A 13,334-nucleotide genomic window follows, 5' to 3' on the forward strand; every position below is an offset into this window, starting at 1 on the left:
AGTACCGAGAAAGTGTGGGTATGCATACAGGGTCGCAGACATCCCAAATCAAACTCACCTGGATTATAAAACGTCAGTATTTCACCGCGATCATCAATGCCTTGTGCCAGATGTTCGGCAATCTTTTGCAACTGATCCAGCGATGTGCCGTCCGGTTTCTGCCAGCGGCGGCCCTGCACACCATAGACACGGCCCATATCATCTTCACCCTTGCGGTGCGGATTGTTGAGCCAGTCCTGATTCTCATTGGCATTGGCATTCCAGGTTTTACACCCAATCGCGCGAAAATCGGCTGCATTATTGTAACCACGAAGATAACCCAGCATTTCAGCGATGGCCGCTTTCCAATAGCTTTTACGCGTGGTGATTAACGGAAATTGGTTCGCTGCTACATCATACTCAAGGTCAGCATTAATAACGGTTAAGCAACGTTTACCTGTGCGCTCATTTTCGACCCATTCACCCTGGTCAATAATGCGCTGACATAAATCCAGATACTGTCTCACGGAAAATCCTCACCTTCTTGTGGTTTATCTAGTGCACTAGATTCTGGCATCGCAGGGCTGGTCAAACAACTTTAATTCAGGGGGTCAGATCGTACTTTTGCATTCTATACAATAATGTATCGCGACTAATCCCCAGCAATCGCGCGGCTTTTGAGCGGTTCCCTGCCGCCATCTCCAAAGCCTGTTCAATAAAATCCAGTTCTACCTGAGCCATATCGACTCCCGTGGGCGGTAAGATGAACTGATGCTGACCCGCATCTTCCTCTGTTTGCATAGTCTCCGGTAAGGACTTGGGTTGCAGCAACTCACCGGCATGTAACAAGGCCATTCGTTGGCAAAAGTTCTGCAACTCCCTAACATTGCCCGGCCATAAATAAGCGCTGAGACTTTTCTCAGTTTCTTTACTCAATCTGACCACAGCATTGTTACCAGCATAGTCAGTCAGATAATGCTTGATAAGCACAGAAATATCTTCTTTACGTTGCCGTAATGGTGGCAAATCAATCGGCACCACTTGCAGACGATAATACAAGTCAGCCCGGAACTGGCCTGTTTTAACTCGTGCAGGCAAATCAGCACTCGTTGCAGCCAGAATACGAACATCGGCGACCTGTATGCGATGACTACCCTGGAGCTGGCACTCCCCTGCTTCTAAAAACCGTAATACTTTGGCCTGAATTGATGCGGGCAATGCATCAACTTCATCCAGAAATACCGTTGAACCTTCTGCTGCTAATAAGCGTCCCCGAAAAACGATATTACCTTCTTCATCACAGCGACCAAACAAATCCCGTTCCACTTCTTCGGTAGGAAGAGCGGCACAATTAATGGTGACCATTTCTTTATCCCGGCGACGGCTTTGTTCATGCAAGGTTTGGGCAATCAGCTCCTTACCTGTACCGGTCTCTCCACTAATCAGGACACTGGCATCACTAAGGGCGATCATCGGCAAGGTTCTGATAATGTGATTGATGTCCGGCGATTGGCCTAAAATCGTTTTCATCTCATGCCCCCTGCTGCTCAGTGGAAAGACTGCTTACCTGAGTTGAAGAATGGTGAGCATGCATAGCATCCATGGGCCAGAACAACGTTGCTATTGCCATCAGAATAATCAATACACCTGCAAACTGCCTTAATTGTTTGTTGCGTGCCAGCGCTGCCAACATACCGGTAAACAAACCCGCCCCCATCACTGCGGGCAGAGTACCCGCACCAAAAGCCAACATAACCAGACCCCCTTTAACCGGATCGCCCGCCGTTGCCGCCACAGCAAGCGCCGCATAAACCAGACCGCAGGGTAACCAGCCCCAGACCATTCCTAAGAAAAAAGCCTGAGAATAGGATTTGACAGGCAATAGTTTTTGACCCATCGGCTGCAATAACCGCCAGATCGGAGCACCGATACGTTCAGCACGGGCAAACTTGGGAAACCAACCCGCAAGATAAAGCCCCATTGATATCATCACAATTACCGACAAGATCCGCAAAAACCAATGTGCATTCAGTTGCGTCAGTGGCACACTTAATAGCCCAACAATAAGACCTGCTACACCATAACTCAGAACACGCCCGACATTGTAATTAAACACAAAAGGCAACATCCGGCGCTGACTCTCGCGAACGTCTGCCGGGAGACTGAGTGTTAATGCACCAATCACTGAGCCACACATGGCGATACAGTGCACAGTACTGAAAAGACCGAGCAGGAAAGCAGTGATATACGAACTGACGATGGCATCCATGATTTATTCCGGTGATACAAATAAACGCAGATTAACACGCTCTTTAAATCATAAAATATGGGATTTCCCACACCATAAAGGCAAAACACACACTTTTACTTGGTGTTTGATTCGTATTATATCGGGCTGAAAATAGGAGGAATGGTTTTGAAAACATCGTTATTAACATTGAGCCTGATAATCGGCAGCGCTGTATCAGCATCAGCTTATGCCGAGCATGTCGATCTACCCGCCATGTCAATTACTGGTATTGCAGGGGAATCGGCTCCCTACGCACTCCCTGAAACAAATAGTATGAGCCCGGATACTGGTGAGTTACTCAAAAAGCTTCCCGGCGCCGATACTAACCAAAATGGGCCGCTGACCAGTATTGCTCAGTATCGTGGTTTATTTGGTGATCGGGTTAATGTGCTGGTAGATGGTCTGAATCTCTCCACAGCGGGCCCCAACCGGATGGACACACCGCTGAGTTACATTCCCAGTTCCCAATTAGACACTATCAGCGTTTATCGGGGGATTGCACCAGTCAGTTCAGGCATTGAAACCATTGGCGGTACGATCAAAGCGGAATCTAGAAAAGCGGCATTTACCAATAGCGATGAGTTTGAACTCCATGGCAACCTGAACGGCCGTTATGCCACTAATGGGGATATGCGCTCCACTGGTCTGACCACCAGTATTGCCAATCAGAACCATCGATTACAATTCTCGGGCAGCGTCGATCGAGGGCATGATCTTGAATTTGATAATGGCGATATTCTGCCTACAGAACATGAGAGAGATACTGCAGGTATCGCTTATGGCTTTAAACATAATAAAACCGAGTTCGATCTGGATCTGAAACATCTGGATACTGGTGAAACCGGCACACCAGCGCTACCAATGGACATCATGTGGATTCGTGGCGAAACATTGAAAACAGGCATCAGCCATGAGCTCAATAATGGTGGCAAGCTCAACGCACGCATCAGCTATCAGGATGTTGAGCACCAGATGGATAACTTTAGTTTGCGCCCGGCCGGCATGATGCAGCGTTACAATCAGGCGGATGTATTAGCTAAAAGCATGCAGCTAAGCTACAGCAAAGCGGAGTGGCAATTCGGCGTTGAAACTGACACCGCAGAACATAACTCGGATATCTCAGACCCTACCAATCCCATGTTTTTTGTCCGTAATTTTAATGACGTTGAGAGAACCCGTCTCAGTGCCTTCGCAGAATGGAATGGCTCTCTCACAGAGAATTGGAAAATGCTGTCCGGGGTTCGTCTAAGTCATATCAAAACCGATGCTGATGAGGTCGATACCAGTATGGGTGGTATGCCAGCGACATTTCGTGATCAGTTCAATGCCGCGGATCGCAGCCAGAGCGATACACTCACCGATATTGCCGTCACATTCACCCGCTACCTCACTGACTCTCTGGATTTTGAATTCGGCTTAGCCCGCAAAGAAAGAGCACCGAGTTATCAGGAACGCTATCTTTGGTTGCCTCTAGAAGCCACTTCGGGATTGGCCGATGGTAATAAATATGTCGGCAATATCAACCTGAATCCAGAAACCGCTTACCAGTATGAAATTGGACTGGATTGGCACCAACCTGCGTTTGCTGTTTCGCCACGGATTTTTTATCACCATGTTAATGACTATATTCAGGGTACCGCTGGCGGTCCAATGGGAGCTCTTGAGTTTAACAACGTAGCGGCCAAGCTGTATGGGTTTGACACCAACTGGTTTTGGGCAGTAACAGATAACTGGCAAGTTGACGGCACGGTTAGCTATGTTCGCGGAAAGCGACGTGATACCGATGATAACCTTTACCGCATCGCCCCATTTAAAGCGCGGACTCAGCTGAGCTATCTTCAAAAGAACTGGCGTCTGGGCATCGAAGCTGTGACTGTGGCCGCCCAGAATCAAGTCTCTTCTGAAAACGATGAGCAAAAAACCAGTGGGTATGCCTATTACAATCTGTCTGGCCAGTATCAGATCAATCAGTCTCTGCAGATCAACGCCGGCGTGAACAACCTGTTTGATCGCGAATACAAAAATCACCTTGGTGGCTATAACCGTGTCAGTGACAATGATGATATTAACGTCGGTGAGCGCTTACCCGGTTGGGGACGTAGCTTTTATGTAGGCATGAACCTGAACTGGTGATAGCTAGGGTAATAACGGATCGAGAATATGTTGATGCGGCGTCAGATTAAAAATTGTCTGGCGCTGCTCTCCTCGAGTCGTCACATAACGAAAACTCAATTGCCCTGCGTTCCTTAACTGAGATGTTAATAGCGCTGAGGGATCCAAAGGAAAGTCCACCACCTCGGGACGACGGTCAGCGCTCACGGTATTGAATTGATCATTATCCCAACCCAGCACTTTCAGCACATCCTGTTTTGGCTGGGTTTGGCCACTGTATGACCAGGTGCTTGGATCAGGCTGGGCGAATTGATAAACAACTTGTTGTGCTTCCGGGGCCGGTGCACCACAGGAGCGGAACCCTTGTTCCAATTTGACCGGTTTATGTTCATCGACCTGTATCACGATAAGTTCATTTCCGGCAAAGCTGGCAACCATGCGGTCACTGAGGAAAAATGAAGCCCACACCTCACCGCTTGCCAGCTTTTGAATACTGAGCACATCGCCGTTGCTATGTTTTAGTTCCATCGCGGTGGTATCAGCCAATAAAGGCTGGCTCAACAAAGATAACCATAAAGCAAAAACGCGACACATCATACTCAGCCCCTCCTCATATATGTGAGACTGTTTTGAAATCAGTGAGTTCTGCGTTAAGAGACAACTATTAGACGTAAATCAATTTTCTTTAGATGTTCTTTCTCATGAACCAGATCGGCCTCTGTTAAAGGATGTTCCTTCAGCCATCCATCGGGTAGTGTTAACACGATTCTTTTGTCATCCACGCGAAGTTTGATATAAGTATCGGCCTGTTCACTTCGACCCCGGTTGAACACCATCGCCAGCCTGAGAATGACTGTCAGCCGTTCGGTGCTTAGCTGTAAATCATCAGATAATTTCTTGATATGTTTATTCGGGAAAGAGCGCCGCTGACCGCGTACCATCACCGATAATGCATGCTGTTCTTCACGGGAAAAACCCGGTAAGTCTGAGTTACCGACTAGGTAAGAGGAATGTTTGTGAAACTGGTGATGTGATATCGCCAGGCCGACTTCATGCATCTTGCAAGCCCATTGCAGACGGTGCATTAATTCATCGTTATCAATATCCCATTGCGCTGAAACCTGCTCAAAAAATTGTGTTGCCATGACGCTGACACGTTCAGCATGAGCTTCATCCACATCATAACGTCGTGCCAACGCCTCTACCGTCCGATCACGCTCATCATCATGCTGAATTCTGCCTAAGAGGTCGTACAAAAGGCCTTCACGTAATGCACCATCGGACACGATCATCTTATCAATGCCTAAACGATCGAAAGCTGCTGCCAACACACAGACACCGCCAGCAATCACTGAAGTCCGTTCTTCGCTTAAACCTTCCAGTTTGGCTTCTTCGACACTGCCAGCATCGATGAGGTGCTGCACCATTTTTTTCAGTGCCTCGGCAGTAATCACACCATCATCCGTCCAGCCCTGCTGCTTGCAAATATTGGCAACACAGCGAATTGTTCCGGAAGCACCCACCGCCTCCTGCCAGCCAAACTTCGTATACGGTCGCTGGATCGTCCGGATTCGTCTGGCGGCAGCTACCATAGCCCGTTTCATCTGACCGGAAGAGGTTTTTCCATCTTCAAAATAGCGCTGGGAAAAGCTGACACAGCCCATTTCCAGGCTTTCACGCATCAAACCTTTGTTGCTTTCACCGATGATAAATTCGGTACTTCCACCACCAATATCCATCACCAGACGACGGTTACTATCAAACGCTAAAGCCTGTGCAACACCTAAATAGATAAGACGGGCTTCTTCTTCACCCGTGATAATTTCAATCGGGTGTCCAAGTGCTAGGCGTGCCTGGCGTAAAAAACGACGCGAATTATGGGCAACACGCAGGGTATTGGTACCGACAACACGGACATCACCATAAGGGAGATCCCGTATTCGCTCACCGAAGCGCTCCAGACAGGCCAACGCTCGCTCCTGTGCCTCCAATGAAAGGTAGTCATCTTTATCCAAACCAGCACGTAACTGCACCATTTCACGAAGTCTGTCGACAACCTGAAAATGCCCGTCACGCAATCGCGCGATGATCATATGAAAGCTGTTAGAACCGAGGTCAATCGCAGCCAGAATGTCGTGGTTATTTTGATCTTGCATAAAGTCCGTCGTCATCCGTTTTGATCATTCTGCCCCAGGCATCATGGCTGAACAATGTTTAATCGTTTTTCAGGCAAAAAAAAGCCTGCGTTGAAAACAGCGCAGGCCAAGCATACAAGAGAGAAATTAAGGTAGAAAAATTAGTCGATAGGTTCACCCTTAATCACTTTCTCAGCTTTTTCAATGCTGAGATGACGAACATCTTTACCTTCAACCAGATAAATAATGTGTTCACAAACATTGTTAGCGTGATCACCAATTCGCTCCAGAGAGCGCGCAGACCACATCATGTCAATAACACGCGTTACCGCACGATTGTCTTCCATCATATAGGTCATCAACTGGCGAAGAATAGCTTCATATTCAGCATCTACATCACGATCTTCTTTTGCAACACTTAAGGCCATATCAACATCAAACCGGGCAAACGCATCCAATGCATCACGCAACATCCCTCGGACATGGTTACCAAGACTTTGTAACTCGCGGTAATTATGTTTAGGGCGATCTTTTTCAGACAAATTAAGCGCCATTCTGGCAATTCGTACCGACTCATCGCCGATACGTTCGAGATCGGTGATTGTTTTTAAAATACCCGAGACCAAACGTAAATCACCGGCTGTTGGCTGACGCAGTGCAATTATTTGTATGCATTCTTCATCAATGCTGACTTCCAGATCATTCACATCATCATCAAATGAAATGACGTCCCGTGCCAGGTCAGAATTACCCGTTATCAATGCATCCATAGCATGGGCCACCTGCTGCTCAACCAGACCACCCATCGCTAAAACGCGTGAGCGAACGCCCTCTAGCTCGTTCTCAAATTGCTGAGAAATATGTTGTGAATTATTCGTTACCATCTTTATGTCTCCTCAATCGTCGGCTTAACCGTAACGACCGGTAATGTAGTCTTCTGTTTGTTTCTTAGCCGGGTTGGTAAATAGCTCGTCCGTGGCACCAAACTCGATTAATTCACCCATGTACATAAATGCTGTGTAGTCGGATACACGGGCAGCTTGCTGCATGTTATGGGTTACAATGACGATGGTGTATTTTTCTTTCAGCTCGTAAATTAACTCTTCAATTTTCAAGGTTGAGAGTGGATCTAACGCCGATGCGGGCTCATCCAGTAATAATACTTCCGGTTCGATCGCAATCGCACGGGCAATCACCAAACGCTGCTGCTGACCACCGGACATGCCCATCGCAGATTCGTGTAAACGATCTTTGACTTCATCCCACAGTGCTGCACTTTTTAGTGATTTTTCGACGACATTGTCCAGTGTAGAACGGTCATTCACACCCTGCAGACGAAGACCATATGCCACGTTTTCATAAATCGATTTCGGAAAAGGATTTGGCTTTTGAAACACCATGCCTACCTGACGACGTAAATCAGCGACATTGACAGAAGGCGCATTAATCTCTTTGCCATCCATTAACAACTCACCTTCCATTTTCACTGTATCAATCAAATCATTCATACGATTAAAACAGCGAAGAAGCGTGGATTTACCACAACCACTGGGACCGATAAAAGCGGTCACGCGGTTCTGTGGAATATGCATATCGATACCGTGCAAGGCCTGCTTGTTACCGTAATAGAGGTTAAAGTTTTTAACTTCCAGACACGTAGTTTCATCGGCCAGGTTGACACGAGGGCCACGTTGCATTGATTCAATATCAATACCGCGGGCCACGTTTTTTTGTTCGTTGACTGCTTCCATTGTTAACTCTCAGTAGCTTTATAAGTCTCACGCAGACGATTACGAATACCAATCGCTGCCATGTTTAGCACAATAATAATCAATACCAGTAAAAATGCGGTGGCGTAAACCAAGGGTCTTGCTGCTTCCACATTCGGGCTTTGGAACCCCACATCATAGATATGGAAGCCCAAATGCATAAATTGTCGATCCAGATGCAGATAAGGGGCGATATTATCGACCGCCAGCGCGGGCGCCAGTTTCACCACACCGACCATCATCAATGGTGCCACCTCACCCGCAGCCCGGGCGACGGCTAAAATAAGTCCTGTCATCATTGCCGGGGCAGCCATCGGTAATACTGTGCGCCATAAGGTTTCAGCCTTGGTTGCGCCCAGGGCGAGGCTGCCTTCACGAATCGCACGAGGGATACGTGATAAGCCTTCTTCCGTTGCTACAATCACAACCGGTACGGTCAAGATTGCCAACGTCAGCGATGCCCACATCAAACCGGGTGAACCAAAAGTTGGCGAAGGTAACTTAGCCTGAAAGAAGATTTCGTCGATATTGCCACCTAAAAAGTAGACGAAAAATCCAAGACCAAACACGCCATAAACAATTGAGGGGACACCCGCAAGGTTATTTACCGCGATGCGAATCAGACGGACAATCGGTCCCTGTTTTGCATATTCCTTGAGATAAACTGCTGCAATCACACCAAATGGGGTAACCAATACCGACATAATAAGTACCATCATGACGGTGCCGAAGATAGCGGGGAATATGCCACCTTCAGTATTCGCTTCACGCGGTTCACCGGAAACAAATTCCCAAACGTGATGGAAGTATTGTCCAAACTTCTGTGCTATTCCCATGCCGTTTGGCTTATATGAATGCACGATTTTCGACATCGGTACTTCTTTCTCAGCACCACCAGCAATGCGCACCGTGATCTGATCTCGGCTGAGCGCTTCATAGAGGCTTCCCAGCTCTTCACTTAATTTAGCATAACGCTCATCGAATTGATTACGCTGCTGCTCTATCTCCTGATAAGCCAATGCCCCTTTTTGAACACCATCCAACTCCAAGCGACGTTCATCTAACCGTAATTCTTCTAAGCCATAGTTGATTTTACCGATTTCGTTTTTTTCAAGGTCTTTGATTTTCCTAACCAGTGCATTGCTGCGATCCAGTCTGGCCTGGAACTCACCCCAGCTCCCTTCACCGGAAGCGACGACTTCCCCATTCTCTTTAACATTGACTAAATAACCATACAGGTTTCCCCACTCACGGCGTTCAATCGCCATGATTCCCTCGGGATATGTCACATCGTCCATCCAGGGATCATTTATCCAACGGAAATCAAGTCCATAAACATCACGATTACCGGTTTTTATCAGTGTGCGATCAGCGAACTCTTGCCCCTCCGGAAGATGAACTCCCGACATTTGCATTCGAGCAGCCGAGACCGTCTCGCTATCAACTTTCTCACCGATCAGAATCTCTGCCGGCTGACCCGGTTCCAGATAAGATATCTGCATGATATCGGCGGGCCAGAAGTGGCTCAGGCCACGCACAGAGATCAACAATAACAGGCCGATAACCATAACCAGACAGATACTGACAGCGCCAGCATTGAGCCAGACCCAAGGGCTGCCACTGTTAAACCAATTCTTGATAGATGAACTTTTAGACATCATTTTTTCCATTTAAAGCGTGCTATATTTTCTACGAAGTCGTTGACGTACGACTTCAGCGGCCGTGTTAAGAACGAACGTCGCCATGAAAAGGACTAGAGCCGCCAGGAATAGAACACGGTAATGTGAACTCCCCACTTCTGACTCGGGCATCTCAACAGCGATATTGGCTGATAAGGCGCGGAAACCTTCAAAAATATTAAAGTCCATGATTGGGGTATTACCGGTTGCCATCAGGACAATCATCGTTTCACCGACTGCACGGCCCAAACCAATCATTACTGCTGAGAAAATACCCGGACTGGCTGTCAGCAATACCACTCGCACCATGGTCTGCCATGGAGTGGCACCCAATGCCAATGAACCGATCGTCAGATGTTTGGGTACACCAAATATCGCATCTTCCGTAATCGAGAAAATGGTTGGGATAACAGCAAAGCCCATAACGAGACCCACAACAAGTGAGTTGCGCTGATCAAAGTCGATACCGATATCATTCAAGAATTGAGGCATATTGCCATCGAACAGCCAGAGCTCAACAGACGCACTCAAAGACATCGAGATTATGCCAACCAAGATAACGGTTGGGATCAAAATCGCGGCTTCCCATCCATCAGGAATGCGCTCACGAAAACTGCGTGGCAGTTTGGTCCAAGCCCATGCAGTCAGAATTATCATGATCGGCATCGTAAATATTATCGAGAACACGCCGGGCAAGTTGTCTTCCACTATTGGCGCCAGCCAAAGCCCGGCCAAGAAGCCCAGAATAACGGTGGGCAAGGCTTCCATGATTTCGATTAACGGCTTCACGACACTGCGCATTTTCGGAGACATGAAGTAGGCCGTGTAGATTGCTCCCATAATGGCCAATGGAATTGCCACAAGCATGGCATAGAATGCGGCTTTAATCGTACCGAAGGTAAGTGGTGTCAGACTGAATTTAGGTTCAAAATCATTACTGGCAGAAGATGACTGCCAGATATGCTCTGGTTGATCACGACTTTCGTACCAGACTTTTTCCCAAAGTGAATGCCATGAAATATCGGGATGTTCGTTATCAATGTGTAATTTTTTAATCTGTCCATCATCACTGAGACTAATTAATCCGTTAGCTCGAGGTGATAGCGCCAGTGTCGCTTCTGCAGTATCCAGGTAAGGTTCAACCAAAAGGGTTCTGTGAGCGGTAGTGTGATAGATGCCCAGCTTTCCGCTCTTATCCAGTGAAAGGAAGCCTTTACGCGCTTGTTCTGGTATCAGTGCGACGATCGCTTCACTTTGCTCATTGAAACTACGAACGTTATGCAGGGATAAGTTTCCGTCCTTATCACTTATAGGGAACCATTGATCTATTTGACCATCACTCCGGCCAACCAGAATGGAAATACCACCTGTCAAAAATTCAAAACTCGTAACTTTTACGCTGTTGGGAACAGCTTTCACTTTCTGAATCAAGCGGGGTTGTTCGATATTCTGCACATCGAAGAAAGAAATAAAGCCCTTGTCATCGACCAGATAGAGCTCTCGCTGATCGATATCCAACTGCATATGCGTTATTGATGAAATACCATTGAGAGCAATTTCGACTGATTGTTCGTCCAGAGTAAACTGGGTTGGGTCAATAAAATTAGCTTCTTTCGTGATTGACTTAAGGACCACTCGATTATCTTCAGTGAGCGCAACAAAAGTTGTCTGCTCATCATAGCTCTGAACGTTGAGCATTTTCAGAGGCTTCCCTTGTGGGTCAACTTTGATGGTTTCTTCACCCAATGGATACTCGATACTGGGGATGATCACACGTTGAGTGCCTTCAGGGTATGTAATCTTGTAGTTATGCTTGAATATAATGGCCTCACCATTATTTAGCCCGTAGCCATAGACTCCCGTTGAGGCGCTTCCGGCTGCCACTGAAGTAATGGCATCACTCTTTACCGGGATGATGACATCTAACATGATCTCACCGTTATTTGCCTCAAAAAACTGAGCCTTACCATCGATGCTGACACTCAACGCGACATCGTTGTACTCATTCATCGAGAGAAAACGGCTCTCTGTCATTTGGGTTTGGTACTGTTTTTCAGTTTCGATACTGGCACCAGAAAACAGCGGTAACACTACATAAAGCAGATAGAAGAAAATCAGCACGATGGCAATGATGACTGAAATACCACCAAAACCTACGCCGTATCTGGCGACACGGTCTTTAATCTCCCGCCAGTTACGTCTGCGTTTAGCTACCGCGGAATCAGCCGCTGGTAGAACGCTTTCATTAGCAGTTTGTTCAAGCATGTAGTAATACCAGTTAGTTAAATTTAAAGTAGGTCATAACATTCATAAATCAACTCTTGGTCAGCTGACTTATGAGTGCTTGATAGCAAAAATGCCCCGCACTAAACTGTACGGGGCATATCGCTATTCCAAGTTTTTCTTACTTCAGTTTGTTCAATTCTTGCTCTACAACAGCTGCAGGCAGTGGCACGTAACCATCTTTAACGACGACTTCCTGACCCACTTTTGAAAGAATCATTTTAATGAACTCACGATCAATTGGTGAAAGAGGTTTGTTAGGTGCCTTGTTGATGTAAACGTATAGGTAGCGTGACAGCGGGTAAGTACCGTTGGCCGCGTTAGCTTTGGTTGCATCAATAAATTTACTGCCCTCTTCTTTTGCTAGAGCAACTGTTTTAACACCAGAAGTTTTGTAACCAATGCCAGAGTAACCCAGACCATTCAGCGATTTAGTTACACCCTGAACAACTGATGCAGAGCCAGGCTGTTCATTAACCGTGTTTTTGTAGTCGCCTTTACAAAGGGCAACCTTTTTGAAGTAGCCATATGTACCTGAAACAGAGTTACGTCCATATAATTGGATATTACCCAGACCTTCCACACCGAGTTGTCCCCAGTCGGAGATATCTTCTGAATAACCGCATTTACGTGTCGCAGAGAATACGGCATCTGCTTGCGCCATGGTCAAGCCTTCAATTGGATTATCTTTGTGAGCGAAGATTGCCAAAGCATCAATAGCAACACGAATTGGCGTTGCTTTGTAGCCAAATTTCTTTTCAAAAGCAGCTTCTTCTTTATCTTTCATCATCCGGCTCATAGGACCGAAATTTGATGTACCTTCCGTCAGGGCTGGTGGCGCAGTTGAAGAACCGGCAGCTTGAATTTGAATGCTGACATTTGGATAGTCGCGTTTGAATTCTTCTGCCCACAAGGTCATAAGGTTTGCCAATGTGTCAGAACCGACACTGGATAAACTGCCTGAAATACCACTGACTTTTTCGTAATCAGGTAACGCTGCATCAACATCAGCAAAAGTGACCGGTGAAAAAGCCAACGACATAGCCGCACCCAGCAGGGCAAGATTTTTCTTGAACATAGTGTTCAA

General features: G+C 46.9%; 11 protein-coding genes. 1 reads left to right on the forward strand and 10 read right to left on the reverse strand.

The window, feature by feature from the left end; genetic code table 11:
* The 3 genes from ACTF5U_RS06025 to ACTF5U_RS06035 form a co-directional block, all read right to left on the reverse strand.
* The coding region (locus tag ACTF5U_RS06025) for a thymidylate synthase (protein ID WP_438970737.1) at positions 1 to 506 on the reverse strand (506 nt) is incomplete at its 3' end.
* Positions 507 to 582: 76 nt separating this feature from the next.
* A complete protein-coding gene (locus tag ACTF5U_RS06030) occupies positions 583 to 1,509 on the reverse strand; it encodes a sigma 54-interacting transcriptional regulator (protein ID WP_438970738.1) in 927 nt (308 codons plus the stop codon).
* 1 nt (position 1,510) lies between these two features.
* Complete coding sequence (locus tag ACTF5U_RS06035; RefSeq protein WP_438970739.1) at positions 1,511 to 2,248, reverse strand: sulfite exporter TauE/SafE family protein; 738 nt, start codon at positions 2,246 to 2,248, stop codon at positions 1,511 to 1,513.
* Between the two features lie 147 nt (positions 2,249 to 2,395).
* On the opposite strand from ACTF5U_RS06035, the gene ACTF5U_RS06040 reads away from it, so the two are divergent.
* On the forward strand, positions 2,396 to 4,402 hold the full coding sequence (locus tag ACTF5U_RS06040) for a TonB-dependent receptor (RefSeq protein ID WP_438970740.1): 2,007 nt from the start codon (positions 2,396 to 2,398) through the stop codon (positions 4,400 to 4,402).
* A gap of 3 nt (positions 4,403 to 4,405) precedes the next feature.
* On the opposite strand, the gene ACTF5U_RS06045 is transcribed toward ACTF5U_RS06040, so the two are convergent.
* From ACTF5U_RS06045 to ACTF5U_RS06075, 7 genes are all read right to left on the reverse strand, one after another.
* A complete protein-coding gene (locus ACTF5U_RS06045) occupies positions 4,406 to 4,978 on the reverse strand; it encodes a hypothetical protein (protein ID WP_438970741.1) in 573 nt (190 codons plus the stop codon).
* A gap of 53 nt (positions 4,979 to 5,031) precedes the next feature.
* The gene (ppx, locus tag ACTF5U_RS06050) at positions 5,032 to 6,537 is read right to left on the reverse strand and encodes an exopolyphosphatase (RefSeq protein WP_438970742.1); all 1,506 of its coding nucleotides are present in this window, start codon (positions 6,535 to 6,537) and stop codon (positions 5,032 to 5,034) included.
* A 140-nt stretch (positions 6,538 to 6,677) separates the two neighbouring features.
* A complete protein-coding gene (gene phoU / locus ACTF5U_RS06055) occupies positions 6,678 to 7,400 on the reverse strand; it encodes a phosphate signaling complex protein PhoU (protein ID WP_438970743.1) in 723 nt (240 codons plus the stop codon).
* Between the two features lie 24 nt (positions 7,401 to 7,424).
* Entirely contained in the window at positions 7,425 to 8,267 is an 843-nt protein-coding gene (gene pstB / locus ACTF5U_RS06060; RefSeq protein ID WP_438970744.1) for a phosphate ABC transporter ATP-binding protein PstB, read from the reverse strand.
* Between the two features lie 2 nt (positions 8,268 to 8,269).
* On the reverse strand, positions 8,270 to 9,943 hold the full coding sequence (gene pstA, locus ACTF5U_RS06065; protein WP_438970745.1) for a phosphate ABC transporter permease PstA: 1,674 nt from the start codon (positions 9,941 to 9,943) through the stop codon (positions 8,270 to 8,272).
* Between the two features lie 12 nt (positions 9,944 to 9,955).
* Positions 9,956 to 12,229: an ABC transporter permease subunit gene (locus ACTF5U_RS06070; protein WP_438970746.1), complete on the reverse strand. Its 2,274-nt coding sequence runs from the start codon at positions 12,227 to 12,229 to the stop codon at positions 9,956 to 9,958.
* A gap of 139 nt (positions 12,230 to 12,368) precedes the next feature.
* Positions 12,369 to 13,325 carry a PstS family phosphate ABC transporter substrate-binding protein gene (locus ACTF5U_RS06075; RefSeq protein ID WP_438970747.1) on the reverse strand — a complete coding sequence of 319 codons (957 nt, stop codon included), beginning with the start codon at positions 13,323 to 13,325 and terminating at the stop codon, positions 12,369 to 12,371.
* Positions 13,326 to 13,334 lie beyond the last annotated feature (9 nt).

The organism is Methylophaga sp. (assembly GCF_965655755.1).
Classification (GTDB): Bacteria; Pseudomonadota; Gammaproteobacteria; order Nitrosococcales; family Methylophagaceae; genus Methylophaga.